Here is a 25,074-nt window from a genome sequence, read left to right on the forward strand (position 1 = left end):
GGTGCCGGACACCTCCGCACCCCGGCTGATCGTGCTCCGCGGCAACAGCGCCTCCGGCAAGTCGTCCGTCGCCGAGGGCCTGCGCGCCCGGTTCGGCCGCGGCCTGGCCCTGGTCGGTCAGGACAACCTCCGCCGCACCGTCCTGCGGGAACCCGACCGGCCCCACGCCCCCAACATCGGCCTGATCGACCTGACCGTGCGCTACGCCCTGGACGCCGGCTACCACGTCGTCCTCGAAGGCATCCTGTACGCCGACCACTACGGCGACATGATCGCCGCACTGCACGCCGACCACCGCGGCCGGACCCACGCCTACTACCTGGACGTCCCGTTCGGGGAGACCCTCACCCGACACGCGACGAAACCGGAGGCGCTCGCCTACGGGGAGGCCGAGATGCGCGACTGGTACCGACCGCTCGACCTGCTGCCCGGTGGCATCGAGGCCCTCGTCGACGCCGACAGTTCCCTCGACCAGACGGTCGACCGCGTCCTACGGGACAGCGGCCTGGCCCGACGCCACGCCCCGGAAAGCTGACCCGAGCAGCCGTCCGGCGTCACAACGGCCCCGACGCCGCGGCCACTTCACCCGATCGGCCGCGGAGGAGGAACACGTAGAGTGTGCTGCACACCTGCCGTCCCCGCCCGGGGACGAGCGACGGGGCGGCGCGCCTGGACACCAGGACGCAGAGCGGGAACGGGGGAACGGTGTACGAGGATGCCCAACACGGTTCGATGGAGCCGCTGACATGAGCCTGCTAGCCATCAGCGACCTCCACGTGCGCTACACCGAGAACCGGGACATCGTCGAGGGACTACGGCCGGAGTCGGACGACGACTGGCTCGTGGTCGCCGGAGACGTCGCGGAGACCTTCGAGGACGTCGTCTGGGCGCTGCGCATCCTGAGCGAGCGTTTCGCGAAGGTCATCTGGACCCCCGGCAACCACGAGCTCTGGACCCCGCCCAACGATCCCGTCCAGCTCCGGGGCGAGGAACGCTACCGCCACCTCGTCGACACCCTGCGCGGACTCGGCGTGGTCACACCGGAGGACCCGTACGAGGTCTGGCAGGGCGCCACCGGCCCGGTCGCGATCGCCCCGCTGTTCGTGCTCTACGACTACACCTTCCGGCCCCCCGGCACCTTCACCAAGGCCGGAGCGCTCGAAGTGGCGCACGAGGCCGGTGTGGTCGCCACCGACGAGTACCTGCTGCACTCCGACCCCTACCCCAGCCGTGAGGCGTGGTGCCGCGCCCGACTGGACTACACCCGCGACCGGCTGGACCGGATCGACCCCGAACTGCCCACCGTGCTCGTCAACCACTTCCCCCTGGTGCGCGAGCCCACCCGCGTGCTGCGCTACCCCGAGTTCGCGCTGTGGTGCGGCACCGAGGCCACGGCCGACTGGCACACCAAGTACCGCGCGGCGGCCGTGGTCTACGGACACCTGCACATCCCGCGCACCATCCACTGCGACGGAGTGCCGCACCGCGAGGTGTCGCTCGGCTATCCCCGCGAGTGGCGCAGTCGGCCGACCGCGCCCGCCGGACTGTGCCGCATCCTCGCCGGGCCCGCACCGCGGACCGACCGCGTCGCACCCGCCTGATCCGAGCCGGCAGCCGACGCGGGACCGTGCCCCGCGGACTACCGTGAGTGCATGGAATCCGAGGTCAGAACGTTCCCTCCGCACCCCGTCCGGGGTGTCCGGGCCGTCTACGCGCGCCAGAGCAGTTGCCCCTCCGATTTCGCCGAGGTCACCGTGGACTTCGAGCCCTGGGAAGACGGCATCGTGTGCGAGGTGGCCGCCGACCTCACCACCCACGGGGACCTCGGCCCGGACGAGCTGACCGCCTACCGGACCGCGCTCGCCGCGGGCGTCCGCGAGGAACTGGCGGAGCTGGGCAGCACCACCCCGGCATTGGCGGTGGTGCTGCGCGGCATCCGGATCCACGAGGTGGATTCCCGTCCGGGGTCCTTCCGGGCGGCCGGCCGCATCGCCGTCCGCACCGCCCTCGCCCGGGCCTACGGGCCGCCCCCGCGGCCGAAGCGCCGCCGGACCTGACCCGCCGGACGCCGGCGCCCCCGATCGGTCGCGGACCCGGCGATGAGTTTTCCCGGCCCGGACGGTCTCACCCTCGTCAACACCCGCACCAGAGGAAGGCGAGCAAGAACGTGCCCCAGCTACTCAGAGTGCAGAACTTCAACGTGTCGAGCGACGGGATCGGCGCCGGTGAGGACCAGAGCCTCGAACGCCCCTTCGGCCATGTCGATCCCGGGCGGCTGTTCGCCTGGGCCGGTGCCACGGCGAGCTGGCCCATGCGCACCGACCCCGGGGGCAGCCGGGGCCTCGACGACTACTTCACCCGTGACTTCGCCCGCAACATCGGCGCCGAGATCATGGGCCGCAACAAGTTCGGTCCCCAGCGCGGCCCCTGGCAGGACCACGCGTGGCAGGGCTGGTGGGGTGACGAGCCCCCGTTCCACACTCCGGTGTACGTCATGACCCACCACGAGCGCCCTTCGTTCACGCTCTCCGACACCACGTTCCACTTCGTCGGCGGCGACCCCGCCACGGTCCTCGACCAGGCCCGGGAAGCGGCGCAGGGCAAGGACGTCCGACTCGGCGGCGGGGCGACCATCATCCGGCAGTTCCTCGACGCCGACCTCGTGGACACCCTGCACGTGGTCGTCTCACCGGTGGAGCTCGGGTCGGGAGTACGCCTGTGGGAGTCCCCCGACGAACTGCTCGACCGGTTCCACCTGGAGGTCGTGCCCAGCCCGAGCGGGGTGACGCACCACCTGTTCTGGCGCAGATGACCACCACTCGGGGTGGCCCCTGCGTCACCGCAGGTGGAAGCGGTCCGCCCAGGACATGACGTCCGTGGTGGTCGCGTTGCCGCCGCAGAGCACCAGCCCCAGCTTCGCCCCGTCGCCGACGCGGTCCAGCACCTGCCGGGCCGCCGGAAGGAGGCAGCCCGCGGCCGGCTCCGTCCAGACCTTCGCATGGTTCGCGAGATCGAGGGTGCCCTGCACCGCCTCGGCGTCCGACACCACGACTACGTCGGTGACCAGGGCGGACACATGGTCGTAGGTGAGCTGCGAAACGGCGGGCGCGCTCAGCGTGGAGACGATCGAGGACAACGCGACGGGCACGGGGCCGCCCGCGGCCAGCGCCGCGGACATGGACCGGGCGCCGTCCGTCTCCACGCCCCAGATCCGCACCTGGGGCCGCCGGGCGCGCAACGCCACCGCGACACCGGAGACCAGAGCGCCACCCCCGACGCTGACGAGGACGTCGGTCAGCTCACCGGCGTCCTCCGCGAACTCCAGACCGACCGTGCCCTGGCCCGCCACCACCACCGGATCGTCGAACGGATGGACCAGGGTGAGCCCCTCGCCCTGCAAGCGGGTCATGAGCGCGAACGCGGCGTCCATGGTGTCGGCCAGCCGCACCGTGGCCCCCGCGGCTTCGGCGATCTCCACGGCGCGTGCGGGTGCCGACCGCGGCATGACCACGGTCGCCTTCACGTCCAGCACCTCGGCCATGACCGCGACGGCGATCCCGTGGTTGCCGCCGCTCACCGCGACCACCCCGGCGGCGCGGTCCGCCTCGTCCAACGCCAGCAGCTTCGCCGCCGCTCCCCGCGCCTTGAAGGAGCCGGTGCGCTGCAACAGCTCCAGCTTGGCGGTGACCGGAACGCCGAGCAGCGCGGACAGGCCCGGGGCGGCCACGGTCGGGGTGCGCAGGACCTGCCCTGCGATGCGGCGGGACGCCTCTTCGATGTCCGAGATGTCGATCACGGCTGTGCCCTTCTGTGCGGGTCCCCGGCGGGCGACGGAAGGGGGCGACCCGGCCGGCGGGCTCGCGCGAGTCTCCCGCAGAGACCTACGGACCGTAGCACCGCCCAGCGGCGATCGAGGGCGCCCCCGACGCGCTGAGCAGCGCAGACGCTCCCTTCAGGGTCGGGACCACGCGGTGCAGCCGGTGTCCGCTCCGGCCGCGCCCGCACAGACCCGATAGGTGAGCACCGGTGCGCTGGCGCTGGTGCTCTGCTCCCCGCACCCGGTGGTGACCCCGTTGGCGTCGGCGATCGTCGCCGTCACCAGGTTCCCGGAGCTGCTCTTGAACGTGTAGTGGGTCCGTACGCCCCAGTTGTCGCTGAAGGTGTCACAGGCGTACACCCGTAGACCGTCGCTGCCCGCGCCTCCGTACCCGCGGGTCTGACCGTTGACCTGCACGGTCTGCTCGCCGGCCGAGGCCGGTGCCGCCGTGAGCAGCACGGTGCTCGTCGCGGTGACGGCCGTCAGTAGCGCTCGGGTCGTTCGTCCCATGGCTCCATCCCCCTGATCGTGCGATGCGTCACCGAGAGCTTGGCACCGGGCGCCCCCGCCGAACCCCCGGTGCCGGGCAGGTCACCCGGATCCCTGATCCGCGGGACGGTTGTTCACCTCCCCGCCGGGGTGGACATCCCGCAGTGCCCCTGGACCGTCATCACCGGCCGGCGAGCAGCGACCGGCCCGGGCGGCTCAGGTGCGGCTGCGGGGGACCACCGCATCCGGGTGGGCCCGGTGCCCGGGCGCCGGCTTCGGCGCATCGGACTCGCGCAGACCGATCCGCCCGTGCAACCGCCGCAGCGGCCCCGGCGCCCACCAGTTGGCGCCGCCCGCCGGCCGCATGAACGCGGGTACCAACAACCCCCGCACTACCGTGGCGTCCATGAGCACGGCGAGCGCCAGCCCCAGGCCGATGGCCTTGAGATAGGTGATGCCCGAGGTCATGAAGCCGGCGAAGACGATGGCGACGAGCAGCGCCGCGGCCGACACCAGACTGCCGGTGCGGCCCAACCCCCGGGCCACTGACCCGACGGGGTCACCCGTTCGCTCGTACTCCTCCTTGATGCGGGAGAGCAGGAACACCTCGTAGTCCATCGAGAGCCCGAAGGCGACGCAGAACAGCAGCATCGGGACGCTCCACGTGATCGTGCCGGTCACCGTGAAGCTGCCGATGAAGCCGTCCAGACGACCGTCCTGGAAGCCCCACACCAGAACGCCGAAGGTGGCACTCAGACTGAGCAGGTTCAGCACCAGCGCCTTGATCGGCAGCAGCACGCTCCCCGTCAGCAGGAACAGCAGGACCAGTGTGCTGCCGCCGATGACGGCCAGGGCCCAGGGCATCTTCGACGTCAAGGAGTGCAACGAGTCCTCCAGGACCGCGCCGGGACCGGTGACCTGGACGGGGAACGGCGCCTGCGCGGTGCGGATCTCGTGCACCAGCGCCCGCCCCGCGTCGTCCGTCTCGGGCTCCTTCGGGACCACCTTCAGATAGGCGGACCGCTCCGCGACGAAAGCGGCCGAGGCGGCACCCGGGGGAGTGCGGCGTTCGCCGTGCGCATAGCCGCCCGCATAGGTGTCGACCCGTGCCACGCCGTCCAGCCGGGACAGCCGCTGCGCGTAGGCGCCGACCTCGCCCACGGCCCCCGCGGGGTCGCCCACCTCGCGCAGCACCACCAGCGCGGCGTGGTTCTCCTGGGAGGCGTACCCGTTGCGCATGACCTCACCGACCTGGAAGGAACTGGCGGTCGACGGCAGCACGCGTTCGTCGGCCAGGCTCAGCTTGAGGTGCAGGAACGGCGCCCCGAGCAGCAGGAGCAGGGCGACGGCGGCTAGACCGACGGGCAACGGGAAGCGCATCACCGCCGTGGCCGTACGGTGCCAGAAGTTCTCCTCCTTCCGGGGCCCGGACCGTCCGGGCACCCGGAGGCTGTCGATGCGCGGACCGAGGACCCTCAACAGCGCCGGCAGCACGGTCACCGAGGCCAGTGCGGCGATCAGCGCCACGGGAATGCCGGCATAGGCGAAGGAGCGCAGGAAGGAGAACGGGAAGACCAGCAGGCCGCCGAGCGCCAACGCGACCGTCACCGCGGAGAACGCCACGGTGCGGCCCGCCGTGCGCACACTGGTGAGCAGGGCCGTGTCGGTATCGGCGCCGCGCGCCCGTTCCTCGCGGTACCGGCTGATGACGAACAGGCTGTAGTCGACGGCGAGTCCCAGCCCCAGCCCGGTGGTGATGTTCATCGCGAAGACCGACACTTCGGTGAACAGGGTGAGTACGCGCAGCACGAAGAAGGCGCACGCCATCGTCAGGGCGCCGATCACCAGCGGCATCGCGGCGGCGACCACGCCACGGAAGACGAAGACCAGGACCACCAGGAGCACCGGCATCGCGAGTGCCTCGGCCTTGAGCAGGTCCGCCATCGTCCGGTCGGTCATCTCGACGCCCGCCTTCGCGGTGCCGCCCTGCCGGATCTCCACCCCTTCCACGGTGCCCTGGTACGCCCCGCCGCGATCGGACATCCACCTCTGGACGTGGTCCTCGGTCCCCTTGACCCAGGCCAGGACCAGGGCACTTCGGGAGTCCGCGGCCCGCAGCGCCGCCGGCCGGCCCGCCGACCAGTACGAGTACGCCTGGTGGACGTCGGGTTCCGCGGCCAGACGTTCCGTCACCCGTGCGGCGGCGGTGGCGACCGCCGGGTCGTCCACCCCCCGTTCGTCCTCGACGAGCAGCACCAGATTGGGTTGACCCACGTCGAACCGGTCGGCCAGGAACGCCGCCGCCCGGGACGACTCGGTCCCCGGGTCCGCGTAGCCGCCGGCCGAAAGTCTCGGGAACGCGGTGGCGCCCACGGCGGCGGCGACCACGAACAGCAACAGGGCGACGCGCAGGAAGCGCCTGCGCTGCCGTAGTACGGCCCGGGCCAGTGACTGGAGCATGTCTGTCTCTCCTCGGAGTGTTCCGCCCCCGCCCACCGGATGACCGGTGCCCAGGGGCCCGTCGAGCGGGGCGCCTGTTCAGGGGGCACGGTCGTGCTCCCCTCGGGGCGCTTCCAGGAGGTCGACGGAACGAGGTCCCCCGTTCGTGACATCGAGAGCACGGGCCGCGGCTCCAGCGGCCGTTCGGGGACGTCGGCCCGCCGGACGGAACCTAGAATCGGACGGGATCACGCACGCACGGGGCAGGGGGGCAAGAGTGGAGCCGACCAGTGCGCTGGCGGACGCCGACTGGGCATCGCACCGCCCCGCGGTCTTCGGGGCGGCCTACCGGATCCTGGGCACCGTGGCCGAGGCCGAGGACGTCACCCAGGAGGTCTGGTTGCGTGCCGCCGCGGCCGACCTGTCCGAAGTGCGCGACCTACGGGCCTGGTTGGTGACCGTGGCCGCCCGGACCTCGTACAACGTGCTGAAGTCGGCCCGGGTCCGACGCGAGTCCTATGTCGGGCCCTGGCTCCCCGAGCCGCTGCTGACCGGACCCGACGTCGCCACCCAGGTGCTCGTGGACGAGTCGGTGGGCACCGCGATGCTGGTCGTGATGGAGCGGCTCACCCCCGCCGAGCGGGTGGCGCTGGTGCTGCACGACGTCTTCGACTTCCCGTTCGCCCGGATCGCCGAGGTGCTGGGCGGCACGCCCGCCGCCAGCCGGAAGCTCGCCTCCCGTGCCCGGGCACGGATCGCCCAGGTCAAGGAACGCCCCCGGGCGTCCAGAGCCGAAATGGAACGCGTCCTCGGGGCGTTCAAAGCGGCTGCCGAAGCGGGGGACATGGCCGGGCTCGTCGCACTGCTGGACCCCGGGGCGGTCTACGTCGGTGACGGCGGCGGTCGGGTCGCCGCCGCCCGCAGGCCGGTCCTGGGCGCCGGGCCGATCGCCCTGCTGGCGGTCAGACTGGTCAAGATCCGTCGCCCCGACGCGATCCGGATCGTCGAAGTGAACGGATACCCGGCCCTGGCGACCTACCGTGCAGGCCACCTGCTCTGGCTGGACACCGCGGAGATCACCGACGGGCGGATCACGGAGCTCCGGAGACTGGCCAACCCCGAGAAGCTGGCCCGCATCGGTCACATCTGAATCCGCTGTCTTGTCTCCCTGTCGAACCCTCCGAATCCTCGGAGGGGCCGGAGCGGAGAGGGACGACACGATGGCCCACGTAGTGATCATCGGAGGCGGTTTCGCGGGCGTGTGGAGCGCGGCGGGGGCGGCGCTGGTCCGCGGTGACGCGGACCTGCGCATCACGCTCATCGCGCCGAACGCACACCTGGTGTTGAGGCCGCGGCTCTACGAACCGGCGCCGGACCTGGCCAAGGTCGAGCTGAGCCGGATCCTCGAACCGATCGGCGTCGAGCACCTGCGGGCCTCGGTGAGCACGATCGACACCGGCCGTCGCGTCGTGGTGGCTGCCGGCCGGGAGATCTCCTACGACCGCTTGGTGCTCGCGGCGGGCAGCAAGCTCATCCCGCCCCAGGGCCTGCCCGGCGCCGAACGACTCTTCGACATCGACACCCTGGACGGGGCCCGCCGGCTCACCGACCATCTGCGTGACCGGGCGGACCACTCCGTCGTGGTCGTCGGCGCCGGATTCGTCGGACTGGAGGCCGCCACCGAACTGGCCGCCCGCGGACGGGTGTTGCTGGTGGATCGGTCGGAGGCGGTCGCCGAGCGACTCGGCCCGGGCCCGCGGCCGACGATCGAGTCGGCCTTGGACGAGTTGGGCGTCGAACGCCGCCTCGGAACGACGGTGACGCAGGTCGGCGACGGCTACGCCGTGCTCTCCGACGGCACCAGGGTCCCGGCGGACGCCGTGGTCTGGTCCGTGGGGATCAGGGCCAGTGAGCTCACCCGGCAGATCTCCGAGGAGTTGGACCACCTCGGCAGGGTGCCGGTGGACCGACACCTGCGGGCGCTTCCCGAGGTGTTCGTCGCCGGAGACACGGCCGCCGCGGCCTTCGACTCCGAGCACACCGTGATGCAGGCGTGCCAGCACGCCACCCCGCTGGGCAGGGTGGCCGGCTACAACGCGGCGGCCGATCTGCTCGACGTGCCGCTGCGCGACTTCACCCCGGGCCCGTACGTCACCTGCCTGAACCTGGGGAGCGCCGGTGCGGTCTTCACCCGGGGCTGGGACCGCAGGGTGATGGCCTCCGGCGCCGAGGGCGCGACCGTCAAGAAGTGGATCAACGAGCAGATCCACCCCCCGGTCGACGACGCCGCGGAGATCCTTGCCGCCGCCGACCACGTCCACCTCGACATCCCCTTCTTCCCCCTCCCCGACGAGGAGACCGCTTCCGCCGTCTGAACCCCGCACAAGGGCCGCCCGGCCCCCTCACGGCCTGCTGAGTCGTGAGGGCCGGGCTGCTAACATCGCTGTCATGGCACGAGGTATCTGGTCGCAGAAGGTTCGATCCGCCCGCTGACGGCGGCGCCTTCTCCCTGCTGAATCTGCGCTCGCCGTTCCGGTTCCCGCCGGGCGGCCCTTCCGCTTGCCCGGCTCCACTGCGAGCTGCGGAGCACCGTTGAACCTCCCTCCGACCACGTCGACCCCTCCGACCCACGAAGCCGTGTCCCTGCCCGTCGAGGCGGGCGCCGGCGCGCACATCCGCATCGAGGGCGTCACCGTCACCCGCGGCGCCCGACGCGTCCTGAACGACGTCTCGCTCACCGTGTCCGCCCGGTCGCGGACCGCCGTCGTCGGCGAGAACGGCCGCGGCAAGACGACCCTCCTCCACGTACTCGCCGGGCTGATCACACCCGACGGGGGCACCGTCCACCGGGCCGGCACGATCGGCCTGGCGCGACAGGAACTGTCCGCGCACGGCGGCGAGACCGTCGGCACCCTGACCGCCCGGGCGTTGACCGCGTCGCTGGCCGCCCTCGACGCGCTGGACCGGGCGGCACGCGCCCTGACCGCCGGTGACCCCGCCGCCGACGACCGGTACGCCGCCGCGCTCGAATCCGCCACCCGGCTCGACGCCTGGGACGCCGAACGCCGCGTCGACGTCGCACTCGAAGCCCTGGGCGCCCCCACCGACCGCGACCGTCCCCTGACGACGATGTCGGTCGGACAGCGCTACCGGGTCAGGCTGGCGTGCCTGCTCGGTGCCCGACACGACGTGCTGCTGCTCGACGAACCGACCAACCACCTCGATGCCGCCGGGCTGGACTTCCTGACCCGCAGCCTGCGCGAGCACCACGGCGGGCTCGCCGTCGTCAGCCACGACCGGGCGCTGCTGCGCGACGTCGCGAACCGGTTCCTCGACCTCGATCCGACCCGCGACGGGAAGCCCCGCCGGTACACCGGGAGTTACGACTCCTGGCAGGACGGCAGGCGCCGCGAGCGGGAACGCTGGGAACAGGACCACGCGGAGCAGCAGACCGAGCACCGTCGACTCCAGGGCGCGGTCTCGCAGGCCCGGGACCGGCTCTCCACCGGCTGGCGACCGGACAAGGGAACGGGGAAGCACCAGCGGCAGTCCCGTGCACCGGGCGTCGTCCAGGCCCTGAACCGGCAGCAGGAAGCCCTGGAGGCGCACCGGATCGACGTGCCGGAGCCGCCACCGACCCTGCGGTGGCCCGACTTCGGCATCCGTCCGGGTGCGCCACAGGTGCGGGCCCACGGTGTCACCGTCGCCGGGCGGCTGGCCGGTCCGGTCGACCTCACCCTCGACGGCGGTGACCGGCTGCTCGTCACCGGACCGAACGGTGCCGGGAAGTCCACGCTGCTCGCGGTGCTGGCCGGTTCGCTCGAACCCACGGCCGGGCACGTCGTGGTGGCGCAGGGGGCGCGGATCGTCCGGGTCACCCAGGAGACCGCCGCGCAGGACCCCCGACTCACGGCCCGTGAGGTGTACGCCGACCAGGTGGGACGGTGGGTGGCCCGCGGTGTGCTGCGGGACGCCGACGCCCTGCCGCTCGGCGGGCTCGGGCTGCTGGACGCCGAGGCCGCTCGCACTCCGGTCGGGCGGATGTCGCAGGGGCAGCAGCGGCGCCTCGATCTGGCGCTGGCGCTGGCCGGGCGGCCCGGACTGGTGCTGCTCGACGAGCCGACCAACCATCTGTCGTCGGCGCTGGTCGACGAACTGACCGACGCGATCCGCGCAACGAGCGCCGCCGTCGTCGTCGCCACGCACGACCGCCAACTACTGCGGGACCTCGCCGACTGGCCGCGTCTGGAGGTGGGCTGACCGCCCTACGCGCGGGCGTCCTCGTCCGGGTGCAGGGCGTCGAGGATCAGGGCGAGGCCGAAGGCGAACTCGTCGGCGTAGTCGTAGCCGGGCTTGAGGGCGTGTTCGATGGCGAGTTCGGTGAGGTGGGGGTAGGCGTCGGCGGGCATGTCGCGGAGGATGGCGCCCGCGACGTCCTCCAGCTCCGCCGCCCCGTTGAACGGCAGGCTCAGCTCCTGCATCACGAAGCCGTACAGGTAGCTGTCGATCAGCGAGAAGGCGTGCGCGGCCATCGCGACGGAGAAGCCCCCCGCGCGCAGCGTCCCGATGACGGCGTCGTGGTGGCGCAGGGTCGCCGGGCCGGGCCGGGCGCGGGAGTCCAGCAGGCCGACGGCCCACGGATGGCTCCGGAGCACGGTGCGTACGGAGTGCGCGCGCAGCCGCATGGCGCTCTTCCAGTCCACGTCGTGCGGCGGTAGGGCGATCTCGCTGAACACGGCGTCCACCATGCCGTCGAGGATGTCGTCCCGGCTCGCGACGTGGTGGTAGAGCGACATGGCTTCGACGCCCAGCGGCTGGGCGATGGCCCGCATGGTGAGCGCGGCCGTGCCCTTCTCGTCCGCCACCGCGACCGCTGTGCGGATCACGCGGTCACGGCTGAGCGGGGTGCGTGCCGCCCCCTTGCGCCGGCCCTGGCCCGCCTCGCGCATCTGCCGTCCCCTTCCCGACTCCTTGACTGCCTTACGGCATAAGGTTACGTTCCCTTACGACGTAAGGTCAACATTGCGGCGAAGGGGATGCGCCATGGGCACGGATCGGGTGAAGAAGGTCTGCATCATCGGGGCGTCGGGGAAGCTCGGCCAGTACCTGGTCCGACACGCGCTGGAGCGCGGCTACGAGGTGGTGGGCGTCTGCCGGGAACGCAGCGTGCCGAAGCTGGCCGGGTTCGCAGGACGGATGACCGTCGTCCCCGGACCCACGAACGACCCGGAAGTGATCCGGCGGGCGGTCGCCGGGTGCGACGGGGTGCTGACGGTCCTGGTGCCCTGGGGCGTGCAGCAGTACGCATCGGGCACGGCGCAGGCGGTGCTCGACCACGCCCGGCCGGACGCCCGTCTGGTCTTCTCCTGCGGCTGGCACATCACCCGCGACGGCAAGGACACGTACTCGCGGACGTTCACGGCAGCCGTCCGGGTCGCCGCCCTCCTGGGCAAGCTGGTCCGCGCCGTCGAGATCGACGACCAAGTGGAGGCGTGTCGCCGGGTGTTCGCCAGTGACACCCGGTGGACCGTGGTGCGCGGCAGCACCTTGGAGGAGGGCGAGAGTCAGGGCCTGCCCGTGTGGAGCCGGCGGGTGGGCGATCCCGTACTGGCGAGCAACCTCACGCGCCGGGTGGACTTCGCGCTGTTCATGGTGGCGGCGCTCACCGACGACGCGCTCGTCCAGGAGGCCCCGGCGATCGTCGGCCGCTGCACCCCGAGCGCCCTCGCCCACGGCCCCGGGGCGGGTGCGCGGGGACGGCTGCCCGGAGACCGCCCCTGACGAACCGTGCGCTGCCGCCCCCCCCGTAGCGGCAGCGCCGGGCCCCGCCCCACCGGGACGTCCACAGACCGGACGGGTCACATGCCGGCCAGTTGGCCGCCGTCCACGAGATGGGTGGAGCCCGTCTGGAAGCCGAAGTCGGCGGAGGCCATGCCGAGGGCCGCGGTGGCGATCTCCTCCGGCAGCGCCATCCGTTTGAACGCGTCCACGCTCCGCGCCGCCTTCTCCGCCTTCAAGCGCGCCCACTCCGCGTCCGAGACGCCCGCGGGCCGCCATCGCGAACTGGCCCGGCACCTGGCCGGCCGGCTCGACGAGGCGGAGGCGCTGGCGAGACTCCGCGACGAGCGGGTACGCCTGTCCGAACGGGCCCGCATCGCCCGGGAGATGCACGACGTCCTGGCCCACCGCCTCAGCCTGCTCGTGCCGCACACCGGGGTGCTCCAGCGGCGCGCGGACGAGGTGCCGGAGCCGGTGCGCGAACGGCTCGCCCTGCTCCGCGACGTCGGTGCCGGCGCGCTGGACGATCCACGCGACCTGCTCGGAGCACTCCGTGATCGCGAGAGCCCGCCGCCGCTGACACCGACCGGGGACGACCTCCCGGGCCTGATCGAGGAGGCGAGGGCGGCCGGCACCCCGGTGCGGTCCCGGGTCGATGCGCTGACCGGGGTGCCGGTGGCGGTACGGCTGGCCGTGCACCGCATCGTCCAGGAGGCCCTGACCAATGCCCGCGAGCACGCCCCCTCGCAACCCGTGGAGCTGACGGCGGACCGGCACCGGACGGTCACGGCGGCTACGGTCTCATCGGCGTCGCCGAACGGGTCACCGCCCTGGACGGTGCGTTGACGGCCGGCCGCACGGATGACGGCCGGTTCCTGCTCCGGGCGCGGCTGCCGCTCGTCGCCCGCCCGGCGGGCGGCACCAGGAAGGGGGCCGCATGGGAGTCGGCCCACTGATCAGGGTCCTCATCGCCGACGACGACCCGTTCGTCCGGGCCGGTCTGAGTGACCTCCTCAGGACCGACGACGGACTCGAACTCGTCGGCGAGGCCCCTGACGGACGCGCGGCGGTGGAACTCGCCCGGCGGACCCGTACGGACGTGGCCCTGGTCGATATCCGCGTGCCGGTGATGGGCGGCATCGCAGCGACCGGCGCCCTGCTTTCGCCGACGGTCACCCGTACCGTCATCAGCCGTTTCCACCGTCCCGACACCGCACGCACCCGGGCCGCCCGCAGGGCCGTCGCCCGCTTGACGGCCCGGGAGCGCCAAGTGCTGGACCTCGTGGCGGAGGGGCTGACCAATGCGGAGATCGCCGGCCTGTTGCAGCTGCGCGAGTCGACGGTGAAGGCCCACGTCAGTCGCATCCTCACGGAACTCGGCGTGACGAACCGGGTCCAGGCCGCCCTCGTCGCCCGCGACGTGCTCTGAACCGGCCGGCTCCCCCCACCCCGGCTGCCCGGCCGACGACAGCGCGCGGCCCGCCGTGCGTCCGCCGCCGGCGAAGTCCACGGCGCTCCGGGGCCGCCGGCTTCCGATTCCGTAGCCAGTGTAAGGAAACCGTAAAATCGGCTGGTAGGGTCATCGATCCGCCTAATCCACCCTGTCCGAAGGACTTCGCATGACCATGCCCGCGCCACCCGGCGACCAGAACCCCAAGGGCCAGGAACCGACTGCCGGGGGTCCGTGGGGCTCCGGACCGTGGGGGCCGTCCGCGCCGCACTGGGCGTACCCGATGGCGCCTCCGCCGCCGCGCAACGCCATGGGCATCGCGGCCCTGGTGCTCGGCGTGGTCGGCGTGCTCCTGGGCCTGGTCGTCATCCTCTTCTGGATGTCCTGGCTGCCCGCCCTGCTGGCCCTCGTGTTCGGCTGCATCGGACTGGGCCGCGCCCGCAAGGGGCTGGCCACCAACCGGGCGATGGCGCTGGCCGGTGTGATCCTGGGCGTGGTCGGTCTGCTGATCTCCGTCGGCGGCGGGGTGCTCACCGTGACGACGCTGAACGAGGTCACCGACGACGCCCGTGAGGAGGCCGTGGCCGCGGAGGCGTCGACGGCCGCGGAGGAAGCGGCCCAGGAACGGGAGCGGCGCAAGGAACGTGAGGAGGAGCGGGCCAGGCGGTTGTCGTTCGGGGAGACCTACACATTCGGGGACGGTCTGAAGGTCACGGTCGCCAAGCCGAAGCCGTTCGTCCCCGATGCCTACGTGGAGGGCCATGCGAAGGGCAACGAGGCGATCGAGGTGACGGTCACCGTCGTCAACACCGGCCCGGAGCGGGTCTCGGTCGAGACGGGGCTGCCCACCGTCATGGACGCCGACGGCGTCTCCGCGGAGCTGGTGATCGACGGAAGCGGACGTCAGAAGATCATCACCGGTCATGTCCTCCCCGGCAAGCAGGCCGTCGGCAAGTACGCCTACTCGCTGCCCCCCGACGCGTCCGACGAGGTCGAGGTCCAGTTCAGCCCCGACCTGGAGCGTTGGGCGGATGCGTACTGGTCCGGCCCCAACTGATCTGCTGGTGCCGCCAGGGGCCGGGCCTCAGGGAGCATGGTCGCGGCCGTCCCGCGGACCGAAGGCCGCGAGGGCGTCCGCATCGGTCGCGCGGGCCCGCAGGAAGTAGTCCGCCCACGCTCCGACCTCGGGATAGGACGAGTCCCGGCAGACCCGGACGACGGCCGCGTCGACGTCGAAGTCGGTGACGCGCAGTTCCACGCCGGGGCCCAGCAGGGCCCAGTGCGCTCCGGCCCGGCCGTAGGGCATGCCGACGCTACCGGGGTTGATCACCAGCCGGCCGTGGGCGAGGCGGACGAACGGCATGTGGGTGTGGCCGCAGACCACGGTGCGGACGTCGCTGTCGAGGCCGTCGAAGACCTCCGCCCAGCGGTCCAGGCGGGAGTCGACCAGGACGACCTCCTCGTCGTCACGGGGAGTCGCATGGCAGAACAGCACCTTCCCCAGACCGCGCACCGACAGCGACACCGATGCCGGCAGCGAGGCGAGGAGGTCGAGGTGGTCCTCCCGGAGCTGCTCGGCCGCCCAGGGGGCGATCGGATCGGGGACGGCGCCGCCTCCTCCCCGCCGACACTCCAGCAGCTCGCGGTCGGCGTTGCCGCTGACCCAGACGACGCGCTCGCCGAGGCCGAGCAACAGGTCCAGGACCCGGGCGGGCTGCGGTCCGGCCGCGACGTCACCGGTGACCACGAGGCGTTCGGCGGAGCTGACGTCGGGTTCGGCCAGGACGGCCTCCAGGGCCGGGAGGACTCCGTGGACGTCGGACAGGACGGCGACTCGGTTCAGCATGGTGGCCACTGTGCGGGGAAGGCCGCCGAGGAGCGAGGGTGTTCGCCGGACGCGTAGTGCAGGTGACGGCCGTTTCCGATGCGTCGACCTGTCTCCACGCAGGGCGAGCGACGCTCAGCGAAGGGCGAACGACGGCCCCTGACGGTGTGCCGAGCCGCACCGGTCGGTGCCTGAGCCAGGGCGGGATACTGCCCCTCGCTCCTCCCTCATCCATGCCAGGATTCGCGGGTGGAGACCATCGACATCCCGCGCGCGATCGCGGCCGCGACTTCGATCGCCGCATCGCTCGACCTGCCGGCCCACGACGCGATCGTCCTCCACCACTCGAACCGGCTGGCGCTGCGGCTGACGCCGTGCGACGTCCTTGCCCGGGTCGCCCCTGTGGAGCACGGGGCAGCACCGTTCGAAGTCGAGCTCGCCCAACGGCTCGCCCGGGTCGGATGCCCGACGGGGCGCTTGGAACCCCGGGTGAACCCGTTGGTGCACACGCGCGACGGCTTCGCCGTGACGCTGTGGACCTACTACGAACCCGTGACGCCTCACACCTCACCGGTCGACTACGCCGAGGCGCTGGAGCAACTGCACGCCCGCATGCGCGAGGCCGACGTGCCGAGCCCACGGTTCACGGATCGCATCACGGAGGCCGAAGAGGTCGTCGCCGACCCGCATCTCTCGCCGGCGCTCGCCGACGCGGACCGCGCGTTCCTCCGCAGCAGACTGGCCAGCCTGCGACGGGCGATCGAGGTCCGCGGCGCCGCCGAGCAGCTGCTCCACGGCGAGCCGCATCCCGGCAATGTGGTCGCCACGAAGAACGGCCCGTTGTTCATCGACCTGGAGACGTGCTGCCGTGGACCCGTCGAGTTCGATCTCGCCCACGTCCCCGAGGCGGTCGGCGCGCACTATCCGCACGTCGACCAAGGGCTGCTGGACGAGTGCCGGCAGCTCGTGCTCGCGATGGTCGCGGCTTGGCGCGGGGAACGTGGCGACCGGCTTCCGAACGGGAGGCGATTCGGAGAGGAGTTGCTGCGCTCGCTGCGCCGAGGTCCTCCTTGGCCGACACTCGACACGGTCGCCGGGAGACTGGACGGTCCGGAGAACTCGCCGAAGGCGACGTGACGGCCTTCCTGCGACCGATCATGTGCAGGGCCCGCCGAACGGAACCCCTCCGCCTCGCGTACGCCGAACGTACGCCATGTGTCCGCTCAAGGGATCTCAAGGGATAGGGTGCCGTCGGGAGGTAGGTAGTCCATGTCTGAATTGTTCGACGCGGTCGACGCACTTCTCGCGTCCCGGGCCGCACTCCCCCCGCCCGAGGAGCGCCGACGACTGCGACGCGCCCACGGGCTGACGGTCGATGAGATCGCGCAGGCCCTGAAGGTGCGCAGGGCCACGGTCAGCGGCTGGGAGTCCGGCAAGACCGAGCCGCGGCCCCCGGAGCGTGACGCCTACGCGCGTCTGCTCGAAGGACTCGCCGGGCTCTATCCCGCACCCCCGTCCGAGACCGCGCCCGTCCCGCCACCGCAGCCACGGTCCCTGCCCGCGGACCCGGTCCCCGAAGCCGCGGTGACGGCCGACCACGGGAGCACCAGGACCCCTCCTCCCGCGCCCCCGACGGCGACCCCACCCCCGTCGCGGCGTCCGCCGACGGAGGAGCCCGCGCCGGCCACACCGCCCGCGCCCGGCACCCCGCAGACGCCCCCGAAGTTCGAGAACGGGCCGCTCGCCGTCGTCGACGTCGACGACGGCCAGGTGCTGGCGTACTGCGTGGGCGGCCTGGTCCTGGACGTACCGGCGAAGTCGGTGGCCGGTCTGGTGGACTGGACGCTTCGCGAGGCGGGGCTCGGCCAACCGAGGCTGTCGGGGCCGGGCAAGGACGCCGACCCGCTGCTCGTGCTCACCACGGCCGCATTGGAGCGCTACGGCCTCCCCACCGCCCTCACCGAGGACGAGCGGCTGACCGGACGCCTCCCGGAGGGGCACAAGGTCCTCAAGCAGCTGGCGCGCGCGGATTGGAAGCTGACGAAGCGCGGGTTCGGGCCGTGGGCGCGGATCTACCGTGCCGCCCAGGGTTCGGAGCGCGCGTGCGTTCAGTTGTGCATCCCCTCGTGGCAGGCGCTCGACCCCCGACACTGGGGGCGGGCCGGTCAGTTGCCGCCGGCGGAACTGGCCCGGCTCCTGGGCGTGTACGCGGCTCGGGTGGTGACTCCACGCGGCTCCACCGCCGTCACGGGCCTGGAGCTGATGACCGCCCTGCACCCGCCGACCCGTGCCTCGGCCCCCGATGAGAACGGCACACGGCACTCCGAGCACAACCCCGGCTCGCTCGGGAGGGAACCGGTCGACCCGGCGCCCTGCGAAGCCCCCGACGGGCACCCGCTGCTGGCGGACCTGCCCCGCTTCCACGTCCGCGGTTCCGGGGAGAAGCTGTTCGAGGAGGCGTACGACTGGGCGCGCCCGCTCACCGACGACGAGTGCCTGCACCGCAACCTCGTCGGCATCGACGTGAACATGGCCTTCGCGGCAGGAGCGAACGGGCTGACCGTCGGCCTCGGCGCGCCCACGCACGTCGAGGAGCCGACCTTCGACCCGAAGCTCCCGGGAAGCTGGCTGGTGGACCTGTCACACGTCGACCTGTCCCGCGTGAAGGTCGGCAAACAGTGGGCGCAACTGGACGGCGCCCTGCTGCCCAGCCCGTTCACGGCGAAGGGCGAACACCCGGAGGGGCCGTCCTGGTACGCGACTCCGACCGTCGCCTACGCGGTGGAACTCGGGTACGAGGTGCGTCCGTCCCAGGCGTGGGTGCGGCACGAGAACGGTCGCTACCTGGACGCCTGGTACAACCGGCTGCGGGACGCCTACCTCGCCACGATGGCGGACCTCGGGGTGCGCGCCGACCTCGCGCCGGAGGAGTTCCTGGCGGCGATGGAGGGCTACCGCGACCGTGACCCGGAGCTGGCGATCGTGGTGTCCGCGGTCAAGGCGACGGTGAAGGGCGGACTGGGGAAGCTCCGCGAGCGGCCCCGGGGCGAGGGTTGGCGACCCGGTCAGCCGTGGCGGGCCCTGTCCCGCCCCACCTGGCGGCCGGACATCCGCGCGGCCGTGATCTCCCGCACCCGGGTCAACCTCCATCGGAAGATCGTCAAGCATGCGGCGTTCACCGGGCAGTACCCGATCGCGGTGCTGTCCGACTGCGTGGTGTACGCGGTCAACGGTGAGGGTCCGCTGGACTTCCTCCCGTACCGGGACGGCAAGCCGCTGCCGGGGGGATTCAAGCTCGGAGTCAATCCCGGCCTGGTCAAACACGAGGGCACGCAGAGCACCTTGTGGGGTGAGGGCGTGCGCGAGCAGTTCGGCGCGCCGGAGCTCAACCTCGCCCGGTACATCAAGGACGGCACCGTCACCGACCAGGACAACGGAGAGTAGGTAGACCGCGATGAGCATGTTCGGGGACGGCCTGGAGCAGGCCGTGCAGAAGGCGTTCACCCGCCCGATCCCGAAGAGCGCGGGCACGCAAGTGCGGTACCTGGTCAAGCAGCTCAAGGGCACCAAGGCCGTCGCCCGGCTGCTGAGCGTGTCCCAGCGCACCGTGGAACGGTACGTGAAGGACCAGATCAAGACCCCCCGCAAGGAACTCGCCGCGCGTCTGGAACGCGAGGTGCGCGCCCGGTGGCAGCCGCAGATCCGCGCGAAGGCGCGCGAGAGGGCGGCCCGCACCAGCGGCATCGTCATCGACACCCGGGCTCGACTCGGCTACACCGCGCCCATCGGCTCGACCGACCAGGACCGGATGCGGCACCTGACCGTCGCCCTGCCTCCGCAGTACGCCGCCCGTCTCTTCGACGCCCAGGCGCACGGCGCCAGCGACCAGGAGTTGCGGGGGATCGCCGCCGAAGCCCTCAGGGACGTGTACTTCCAGGACCACGGCCGCCGTGCCGGAAGCCTGGAGGAGGTCCGCTTCACCGACGTCGAGCACGTGGAGTTCGACCTGTAGGAGCCCGGAAGTCGACGGTCGGGGTGCTGCGACGCACCCGCCGGCCCCTGGACCAGGACGCGTGACCCGGTACGACGACGTGCCGCCGAAGTGGTGGAACACGCCAAGATCGGCTCGTGATCGTTGTCCCCGGCGGGTCCGCGACCCGGGTCCGACCTGTCGCAGACTGGCGGGACGCGGCGGCCCGGCTCGGCCGCCCGTGTCCCTGTCCCCGCCGAACCAAGGGCGACCATCGTGAGCGAGCGTGTCCTCACCCCGCGCAACCGGGGCTTCCTCTTCCTCGACTCCCACCCGGCGGGCTGCGGGCAGTCGGTCGCCGACATGTGGCAGGCGTGTCCCGCCCCCGACCCCGCCGGTGTTCCCGAGGGTGACGAGGGGCCGGTGGCCCTGATCGTCGGCTCCTCGGCCGGATACGGCCTGGCGGCCACCCTCGCCGGGCTCAAGCGTGCCGGCATCCGCGGCGTCCTGGTGTCCTTCGAGAAGGCCCCCACGGCACGGCGCACCGCCACGGCCGGCTGGTACCGCACCGCCGCGACCGCGGGCCTCGCCCGGGGCCTCGGGCGGGACCTGGTCTTCCTCAACGGCGACGCGTTCTCCGACGCGATCAAGGACCAGGTCGCCGACCTCGTCGAGCGGCGGTTCGGCGGCAGGCTGGACCACCTGATCTACTCGGTGGCCGCGCCCCGACGCACCGACCCCGACACCGGCACCACCTACGCGTCCGTCCTCAAGCCGATCGGCCGGGCGAACCGCACCAAGACGCTGCTCTTCGACGACCAGGGCGTACCCGAGGTCCGGGAGGTCGAGACCGGGCCGGCCGAGGGCGATGACGTCGAGCAGACCGTCGCCGTGATGGGCGGCGCGGACTGGGAGCGGTGGATCGACCACCTGGACGGTCGGGGCCTGCTCGGCGACGGCTTCACCACCGCCGCGCTGTCGTACATCGGATCGCCGCTGACGGCGGCGATCTACCGGCAGGGCACCATCGGCGCCGCCAAGGCCCACCTGGAGGCCACCGCCCGCACCCTGAACGAGCGGCTCGCCAAGACCGTGGGCGGGAGGGCCGTGACCTCCGTCAACGGCGCCGCCGTCACCCAGTCCTCCACCGCCATCCCCGGCATCGCACTGTACACCGGCCTGCTGCGCGGCGTCCTGGGAGCGGACACGGTGCCGCCGGTCCACCAACTCGCCGCCCTGTGGGACCAGCTCACCGGTGCCGCTCCGCTCGCTCTGGACGAGGAGGGACGGGTCCGCCTGGACCGCTGGGAACTCGCGGAAGAGGTGCAGACGGCCGTCGCCGAACGCTGGGCGGCCGCGACCACGGACACCATCGCCGACCTGGCCGACCTCGCGTGGTTCCGCGCCGAAGTCCAACGGCTGTACGGATTCTCCGTGCCGGGCGTCGACTACACCGCGCCGGTCGCCACCGACGTCCCCTGGCCCGACGACACGCACTGACCCGGGATCGACCCCGGCACCGGTCACGTCTCCCGGGTGTACGGACTCCGCTCGGTCCGTTGCTGTCGACGTGCCAGGTCGACCTGCGAGCGGATCGAGGCGGCGAACAGCCCCTCGGGGTCGCCGTCGGGCCCCGCGAGGCCGAGGGTCAACGTGGCCACCTGGGAGGCGAGAACGGTGATCACGTCCGCACTCCCTTCGGGGCCGCGCGCCAGGACGAGAGCACGCACCACCTCGTCGAGCCGATCGAGCGTGGTGTCGTCGCCCAGGGCGAGGCCGAGCCGGTCGGCCAGGATGTGGCGGACGACCGCCACGGCATCGCCGAGGGACTCGTCTATCCCGAACTCGTTCCGGGCCGTGCGGCTGGCGTCGAGGACGGCGGGCGCGGGAACGAGCCGGTCTTCCGGGATCAGCCCCTGCTGCGTCCACTCCTCGTACGGCGGCGGCCCGGCCGCGTCCCGTCTGGCGCGGTGGTGTTCGGTGGGATAGCCGGCAGGGGAGCGGCAGGCGCGACCGTCGGCCGAACGGCAGACGGGGCACTCCACGCGCCGGTACCAGGCACGCACCCTGCGGATCGTCTCTCCCGAGCGGCACTGGCGCCGCCACTGCCCCCACTGTTCCTGCTGGCTCATCTTCCCTTCCCCCTCCGAAAGACGGTCCTCTGAAAGATCGTCATTCCCTCATCTTCGCCCGCCGCCCGGTCACGTCGCAGCCGAAGCGCGGTTCCGGCCGTGGAGGCGGCGGCCCGCGCGACCGGTCAGGTGCGCGATCGGCCGCCGCCCTGACCTCCGCCGTGCGGACACCGGTGTGCGGGCGCCAGTTCTTGAACTCTCACGCCTTTTCCTCTTTTTTCGCTTTTCCCTACAACCCTCATGTCTCGTCGGGGGTCCTCTTGACGCCGTACGGCCAGGACGCCCGGGAAGGCGTCCCCCACTGCAGGAGACCTCCGTATGCACCAGCGCACCAGACTCGCCCTCGCGACGGCCGTCACGGCCGCGCTGACGGGCGGGTTGCTCACCTTCACGGCCGGTCCGGCCGCCGCCGCACCCCTCGCCGCCTCGGACGTGGACTTCAACGCGGACGGTTACGCCGACGTCGCCGTCTCCTCCAGCGCCGCCACCGTCGCGGGCCACAAGGCCGCGGGGCAGGTCGTCATCGTCTACGGCGGTTCCCCGGGCGCCGGTCGGGTCGCGATCAGCCAGAACACCCGCGGTGTCCCCGGCAGCGCCGAGAAGGAGGACCGTTTCGGCGGCGACCTCGCGTACGGCGACTTCGACAACGACGGTTACGACGACCTCGCCGTCGGTGCCCTCGGCGAGGACCTGGGCAGCGACAAGGACGGCGGCACCGTCGTCATCCTGTGGGGTTCCGCCTCGGGCCTCAAGGGCGGCTCGACCGTCGCCGACCCGCGCCCCACCAAGCACGACCGCTTCGGCCGGTCCCTGGAAGCGGCCGACTTCAACGGCGACGGCAAGGTGGACCTGGCGATCGGCTCCCGCGACTCCGCCACCGTCGACGTCCTGCGCGGCGGCTTCAACCGCGCGGCCAAGCCCGCCGGCCGCTACACCGTCACCCCGGCGATCTACGACGGCGGGGGCAACGGGGTCATCAACCTGCACTCCGGCGACGCCAACGGCGACGGCCGCGAGGACCTGATCGTCAACGGGTACGCCGAGCCCGACGGGTACAACGCCAACTACTGGCTGCCCGGTTCGGCGCGCGGCGTCACCACCTCCGGCGCCCAGAAGCTTCCGGCGGGGATCATCACCGACGTCGGCGACACCGACAACGACGGCATCCAGGACGTCGTCCTCGGCATCCAGTGGGACAGCGGCATCCCCGGGTCCGCACTGGGCGGCCGGGTGCTGATCGCCAAGGGCACCCGCTCGGGACCGGCGCACGGGCAGCGGCAGTCGTTCACCCAGAACACCAACGGGATACCCGGCAGCAGCGAGAAGCAGGACGCCTTCGGCATCGAGGTGGACCTCGGTGACGTCAACGGGGACAAGCGGCTCGACCTGGTCATCGGCGCCCCGGGCGAGGACCTGCCGGGCGGCAAGGACCAGGGCACGATCACCGTCCTGTACGGCGCGGCGGGCGGCTCGGGCATCAGCACGGCGGGCGCCCGCACCTTCAGCCAGAACACGGCAGGTGTCCCCAACCACGACGAGACGGGCGACGCGTTCGGCGGGGACGTCCACGTGGACGACCTGAACGCGGACGGCCGCGGCGACGTACTCGTCGGAGCGCCGGGCGAGGACGGCGGAAACGGCGCGGTGTTCGCCCTGCGCTCCCACGCCGACCGCACGCTGACCGCTCCCGCCGGCATCTACGTCACCAGCGTCGGCATCTCCACGGCCGGCTCCCCCCACCTCGGCAACAACATCGCCGACTGAGCCGAACGTCCCGGACGGCCCCCGCCACTGGTCGGGGCCGTCCGGGGCGGTCCGCGCCGGCTGCGGGTGCGCTCACTGCCCGGGCGGCCCGCCCGGTGCCCCCGGCTCGCCGCCGCCCGGTGGCACGGCGCGGCGCAGCGTGCGGATCGCCGGGACCGCGAACAGCGCCGCGGCGCCCGCCAGGCCGGCGCCCGCCGACACCAGCAGCAAGTGCTGCGGGGAAGCGAGGGCGAGGGCCGGTCCGGCCAGTATCTGGCCGAGCGCGATGCCGGACACCGAACCGGCCAACTCGTACGCGGAGACCCGGTTGAGCACCGCGGGCGGGGTGTGCGTCTGCACGCTGGTCGCCCACATCACCGACCAGAACGCCAGGGCGCCGCCGCCGAGCGCGTGGCCCGCCAGGAGCACCGGCAGCGCGGTGCCGAACGCCACGCAGAGCGGCAACACGGTGTACAGCGCCATCGCCACCGTGCCGGCTGCCAGCGGCCGGGCCGGTCTGAGCCGCATGGCCAACAGGCCGCCGAGCACCGTTCCGGCGCCGAGGAAGGAGACGGCCAGCCCGTACGCGTTCGGGCCGAGCCGGTCACCGACCAGCGCCGAGCTGAGCGGCACCAGCGGGCCGAAGAGCAGCACCCCGTAGACCACCCAGATCAGGATCACGGCCCACATCCAGGTGCGGGCGCGGAACTCCTGCCAGCCCTGGCGCAGGTCGCGACGGAGCGAACTGCCGGTGCGGGCAGCGGCGTCGGTCGGGGCGTCCGCGGACGCGACGGCCGGGGCGAGCCGGATGAGCGCCAGGCACAGGGCGCTGAGCGCGAAGGTGCCGGCGTCGATCGCGTACACAGTGCCGGCATTGGTCAGCGCGATCAGGAGCCCCGCGCAGGCCGGGCCGAGCAGGTGGGCCAGCGCGTCGGCCACCTTCAGCGTGGCGTTGGCCCGCTGCGGTTCACCGGCGACCAGGGGCACCATGCCGTTCGTCCCCGGCAGGAACATCGCGACGGCCGCACCGGCCAGTGCCGCCATGGTCATCAGCAGCCAGAACGGCGGCGTCCCGACGAAGAACGCGGCTGCCAACACCCCCTGGGTGAGCACGCGGACGAGGTCCGCGCCGACCATCATCCGGCGGGCGCCGAACCGGTCGGCGAACACCCCGCCGAACAGGACCAGGACGACGAACGTCCCGGTCCAGGTGCCGAGGACGAAGCCGACCCCGGAGATCCCGTACAGCGCACCGACGGCGAGCGCGGTGGCCACCGGCATCATCGCGTCGCCGAACAGCGAGACCGTGCGGGCGGTGAAGAAGAGCGTGAAGCGCCGGTCCCACAAAGGAAGTCGGGTGGGCGGCAGGGCGGTCGGCGGATCGGTCCGGGGCGTCTGGGGCGTTCGTGCGTGCAAGGTGGTCACCCCACC

Annotated in this window: 24 protein-coding genes; 16 read left to right on the forward strand and 8 right to left on the reverse strand. The window is 72.5% G+C overall.

The genetic code is table 11. The annotated features are described in order from the left end of the window. Position 1: 1 nt before the first annotated feature. The 4 genes from ACFWIA_RS15165 (at position 2) to ACFWIA_RS15180 (ending at position 2,812) form a co-directional block, all read left to right on the forward strand. Positions 2 to 535, forward strand: a complete 534-nt coding sequence (locus ACFWIA_RS15165; protein WP_387004364.1) for a kinase — start codon at positions 2 to 4, stop codon at positions 533 to 535. Positions 536 to 746: 211 nt separating this feature from the next. Next, positions 747 to 1,601, forward strand: coding sequence for a metallophosphoesterase family protein (locus tag ACFWIA_RS15170; protein WP_387004367.1), 855 nt, complete (start codon positions 747 to 749; stop codon positions 1,599 to 1,601). A gap of 51 nt (positions 1,602 to 1,652) precedes the next feature. Then, positions 1,653 to 2,057, forward strand: a complete 405-nt coding sequence (locus ACFWIA_RS15175) for a hypothetical protein (protein WP_387004370.1) — start codon at positions 1,653 to 1,655, stop codon at positions 2,055 to 2,057. Between the two features lie 110 nt (positions 2,058 to 2,167). Then, positions 2,168 to 2,812 carry a dihydrofolate reductase family protein gene (locus ACFWIA_RS15180; protein WP_387004372.1) on the forward strand — a complete coding sequence of 215 codons (645 nt, stop codon included), beginning with the start codon at positions 2,168 to 2,170 and terminating at the stop codon, positions 2,810 to 2,812. A 24-nt stretch (positions 2,813 to 2,836) separates the two neighbouring features. On the opposite strand, the gene ACFWIA_RS15185 is transcribed toward ACFWIA_RS15180, so the two are convergent. From ACFWIA_RS15185 to ACFWIA_RS15195, 3 genes are all read right to left on the reverse strand, one after another. Then, the gene (locus ACFWIA_RS15185) at positions 2,837 to 3,796 is read right to left on the reverse strand and encodes a threonine/serine dehydratase (RefSeq protein WP_387004374.1); all 960 of its coding nucleotides are present in this window, start codon (positions 3,794 to 3,796) and stop codon (positions 2,837 to 2,839) included. A 156-nt stretch (positions 3,797 to 3,952) separates the two neighbouring features. Next, entirely contained in the window at positions 3,953 to 4,327 is a 375-nt protein-coding gene (locus ACFWIA_RS15190; RefSeq protein ID WP_387004377.1) for a hypothetical protein, read from the reverse strand. A 195-nt stretch (positions 4,328 to 4,522) separates the two neighbouring features. Continuing rightward, positions 4,523 to 6,766: an MMPL family transporter gene (locus ACFWIA_RS15195; protein WP_387004380.1), complete on the reverse strand. Its 2,244-nt coding sequence runs from the start codon at positions 6,764 to 6,766 to the stop codon at positions 4,523 to 4,525. A gap of 256 nt (positions 6,767 to 7,022) precedes the next feature. On the opposite strand from ACFWIA_RS15195, the gene sigJ reads away from it, so the two are divergent. From sigJ to ACFWIA_RS15210, 3 genes are all read left to right on the forward strand, one after another. Then, on the forward strand, positions 7,023 to 7,895 hold the full coding sequence (sigJ, locus tag ACFWIA_RS15200) for an RNA polymerase sigma factor SigJ (RefSeq protein WP_387004382.1): 873 nt from the start codon (positions 7,023 to 7,025) through the stop codon (positions 7,893 to 7,895). A gap of 70 nt (positions 7,896 to 7,965) precedes the next feature. Next, a complete protein-coding gene (locus tag ACFWIA_RS15205; RefSeq protein WP_387004385.1) occupies positions 7,966 to 9,120 on the forward strand; it encodes an NAD(P)/FAD-dependent oxidoreductase in 1,155 nt (384 codons plus the stop codon). A gap of 262 nt (positions 9,121 to 9,382) precedes the next feature. Then, a complete protein-coding gene (locus tag ACFWIA_RS15210) occupies positions 9,383 to 11,005 on the forward strand; it encodes an ABC-F family ATP-binding cassette domain-containing protein (protein ID WP_387004388.1) in 1,623 nt (540 codons plus the stop codon). A 5-nt stretch (positions 11,006 to 11,010) separates the two neighbouring features. Here the strand turns inward: ACFWIA_RS15210 and ACFWIA_RS15215 are convergent, their stop codons facing one another. After that, positions 11,011 to 11,694 (reverse strand): TetR/AcrR family transcriptional regulator, encoded by a 684-nt coding sequence (locus ACFWIA_RS15215; protein ID WP_387004390.1) that lies wholly within the window; start codon positions 11,692 to 11,694, stop codon positions 11,011 to 11,013. A 94-nt stretch (positions 11,695 to 11,788) separates the two neighbouring features. Here ACFWIA_RS15215 and ACFWIA_RS15220 point away from each other — a divergent pair, with 94 nt between their 5' ends. After that, a complete protein-coding gene (locus ACFWIA_RS15220; RefSeq protein ID WP_387004393.1) occupies positions 11,789 to 12,526 on the forward strand; it encodes an NAD(P)-dependent oxidoreductase in 738 nt (245 codons plus the stop codon). Positions 12,527 to 12,603: 77 nt separating this feature from the next. On the opposite strand, the gene ACFWIA_RS15225 is transcribed toward ACFWIA_RS15220, so the two are convergent. Further along, positions 12,604 to 12,735, reverse strand: a complete 132-nt coding sequence (locus ACFWIA_RS15225) for a hypothetical protein (RefSeq protein ID WP_387004395.1) — start codon at positions 12,733 to 12,735, stop codon at positions 12,604 to 12,606. On the opposite strand from ACFWIA_RS15225, the gene ACFWIA_RS15230 reads away from it, so the two are divergent. The 3 genes from ACFWIA_RS15230 to ACFWIA_RS15240 all read left to right on the forward strand — a co-directional run bounded on the left by ACFWIA_RS15230 (position 12,722) and on the right by ACFWIA_RS15240 (position 15,030). Beyond that, the gene (locus tag ACFWIA_RS15230) at positions 12,722 to 13,369 is read left to right on the forward strand and encodes a sensor histidine kinase (RefSeq protein WP_387004397.1); all 648 of its coding nucleotides are present in this window, start codon (positions 12,722 to 12,724) and stop codon (positions 13,367 to 13,369) included. The genes ACFWIA_RS15225 and ACFWIA_RS15230 overlap by 14 nt on opposite strands. 106 nt (positions 13,370 to 13,475) lie before the next feature. Beyond that, positions 13,476 to 13,952 carry a response regulator transcription factor gene (locus ACFWIA_RS15235; RefSeq protein ID WP_387004449.1) on the forward strand — a complete coding sequence of 159 codons (477 nt, stop codon included), beginning with the start codon at positions 13,476 to 13,478 and terminating at the stop codon, positions 13,950 to 13,952. Between the two features lie 190 nt (positions 13,953 to 14,142). After that, positions 14,143 to 15,030: a DUF4190 domain-containing protein gene (locus tag ACFWIA_RS15240; protein ID WP_387004400.1), complete on the forward strand. Its 888-nt coding sequence runs from the start codon at positions 14,143 to 14,145 to the stop codon at positions 15,028 to 15,030. A 27-nt stretch (positions 15,031 to 15,057) separates the two neighbouring features. Here ACFWIA_RS15240 and ACFWIA_RS15245 read toward each other — a convergent pair whose 3' ends face one another. After that, positions 15,058 to 15,819 (reverse strand): metallophosphoesterase family protein, encoded by a 762-nt coding sequence (locus ACFWIA_RS15245; RefSeq protein WP_387004402.1) that lies wholly within the window; start codon positions 15,817 to 15,819, stop codon positions 15,058 to 15,060. A 228-nt stretch (positions 15,820 to 16,047) separates the two neighbouring features. Here ACFWIA_RS15245 and ACFWIA_RS15250 point away from each other — a divergent pair, with 228 nt between their 5' ends. The 4 genes from ACFWIA_RS15250 to fabV all read left to right on the forward strand — a co-directional run bounded on the left by ACFWIA_RS15250 (position 16,048) and on the right by fabV (position 21,268). After that, positions 16,048 to 16,935 carry a phosphotransferase enzyme family protein gene (locus tag ACFWIA_RS15250; protein WP_387004405.1) on the forward strand — a complete coding sequence of 296 codons (888 nt, stop codon included), beginning with the start codon at positions 16,048 to 16,050 and terminating at the stop codon, positions 16,933 to 16,935. Between the two features lie 132 nt (positions 16,936 to 17,067). Further along, entirely contained in the window at positions 17,068 to 19,242 is a 2,175-nt protein-coding gene (gene tap / locus ACFWIA_RS15255) for a telomere-associated protein Tap (protein WP_387004408.1), read from the forward strand. A 10-nt stretch (positions 19,243 to 19,252) separates the two neighbouring features. Next, positions 19,253 to 19,810, forward strand: coding sequence for a telomere-protecting terminal protein Tpg (tpg, locus tag ACFWIA_RS15260; RefSeq protein WP_387004411.1), 558 nt, complete (start codon positions 19,253 to 19,255; stop codon positions 19,808 to 19,810). A 234-nt stretch (positions 19,811 to 20,044) separates the two neighbouring features. Next, a complete protein-coding gene (fabV, locus tag ACFWIA_RS15265; RefSeq protein ID WP_387004414.1) occupies positions 20,045 to 21,268 on the forward strand; it encodes an enoyl-[acyl-carrier-protein] reductase FabV in 1,224 nt (407 codons plus the stop codon). Positions 21,269 to 21,291: 23 nt separating this feature from the next. Here the strand turns inward: fabV and ACFWIA_RS15270 are convergent, their stop codons facing one another. After that, the gene (locus ACFWIA_RS15270; protein ID WP_387004417.1) at positions 21,292 to 21,900 is read right to left on the reverse strand and encodes a hypothetical protein; all 609 of its coding nucleotides are present in this window, start codon (positions 21,898 to 21,900) and stop codon (positions 21,292 to 21,294) included. A gap of 318 nt (positions 21,901 to 22,218) precedes the next feature. Here ACFWIA_RS15270 and ACFWIA_RS15275 point away from each other — a divergent pair, with 318 nt between their 5' ends. Next, positions 22,219 to 23,664: an FG-GAP and VCBS repeat-containing protein gene (locus ACFWIA_RS15275; RefSeq protein ID WP_387004420.1), complete on the forward strand. Its 1,446-nt coding sequence runs from the start codon at positions 22,219 to 22,221 to the stop codon at positions 23,662 to 23,664. A gap of 72 nt (positions 23,665 to 23,736) precedes the next feature. On the opposite strand, the gene ACFWIA_RS15280 is transcribed toward ACFWIA_RS15275, so the two are convergent. Beyond that, a complete protein-coding gene (locus ACFWIA_RS15280) occupies positions 23,737 to 25,068 on the reverse strand; it encodes an MFS transporter (RefSeq protein WP_387004423.1) in 1,332 nt (443 codons plus the stop codon). Positions 25,069 to 25,074 lie beyond the last annotated feature (6 nt).

This window comes from Streptomyces sp. NPDC127068 (genome assembly GCF_042724695.1).
Lineage (GTDB): Bacteria > Actinomycetota > Actinomycetes > Streptomycetales > Streptomycetaceae > Streptomyces.

Bases quoted from the DNA above. Each gene is read 5' to 3' on its own strand.
- ACFWIA_RS15170 (WP_387004367.1), top strand. From the start codon at position 747: ATGAGCCTGCTAGCCATCAGCGACCTCCACGTGCGCTACACCGAGAAC.
- ACFWIA_RS15175 (WP_387004370.1), top strand. From the start codon at position 1,653: ATGGAATCCGAGGTCAGAACGTTCCCTCCGCACCCCGTCCGGGGTGTC.
- ACFWIA_RS15190 (WP_387004377.1), bottom strand. From the start codon at position 4,327: ATGGGACGAACGACCCGAGCGCTACTGACGGCCGTCACCGCGACGAGC.
- ACFWIA_RS15195 (WP_387004380.1), bottom strand. From the start codon at position 6,766: ATGCTCCAGTCACTGGCCCGGGCCGTACTACGGCAGCGCAGGCGCTTC.
- ACFWIA_RS15205 (WP_387004385.1), top strand. From the start codon at position 7,966: ATGGCCCACGTAGTGATCATCGGAGGCGGTTTCGCGGGCGTGTGGAGC.
- ACFWIA_RS15215 (WP_387004390.1), bottom strand. From the start codon at position 11,694: ATGCGCGAGGCGGGCCAGGGCCGGCGCAAGGGGGCGGCACGCACCCCG.
- ACFWIA_RS15220 (WP_387004393.1), top strand. From the start codon at position 11,789: ATGGGCACGGATCGGGTGAAGAAGGTCTGCATCATCGGGGCGTCGGGG.
- ACFWIA_RS15240 (WP_387004400.1), top strand. From the start codon at position 14,143: ATGACCATGCCCGCGCCACCCGGCGACCAGAACCCCAAGGGCCAGGAA.
- ACFWIA_RS15245 (WP_387004402.1), bottom strand. From the start codon at position 15,819: ATGCTGAACCGAGTCGCCGTCCTGTCCGACGTCCACGGAGTCCTCCCG.
- tap (WP_387004408.1), top strand. From the start codon at position 17,068: ATGTCTGAATTGTTCGACGCGGTCGACGCACTTCTCGCGTCCCGGGCC.
- tpg (WP_387004411.1), top strand. From the start codon at position 19,253: ATGAGCATGTTCGGGGACGGCCTGGAGCAGGCCGTGCAGAAGGCGTTC.
- ACFWIA_RS15270 (WP_387004417.1), bottom strand. From the start codon at position 21,900: ATGAGCCAGCAGGAACAGTGGGGGCAGTGGCGGCGCCAGTGCCGCTCG.
- ACFWIA_RS15275 (WP_387004420.1), top strand. From the start codon at position 22,219: ATGCACCAGCGCACCAGACTCGCCCTCGCGACGGCCGTCACGGCCGCG.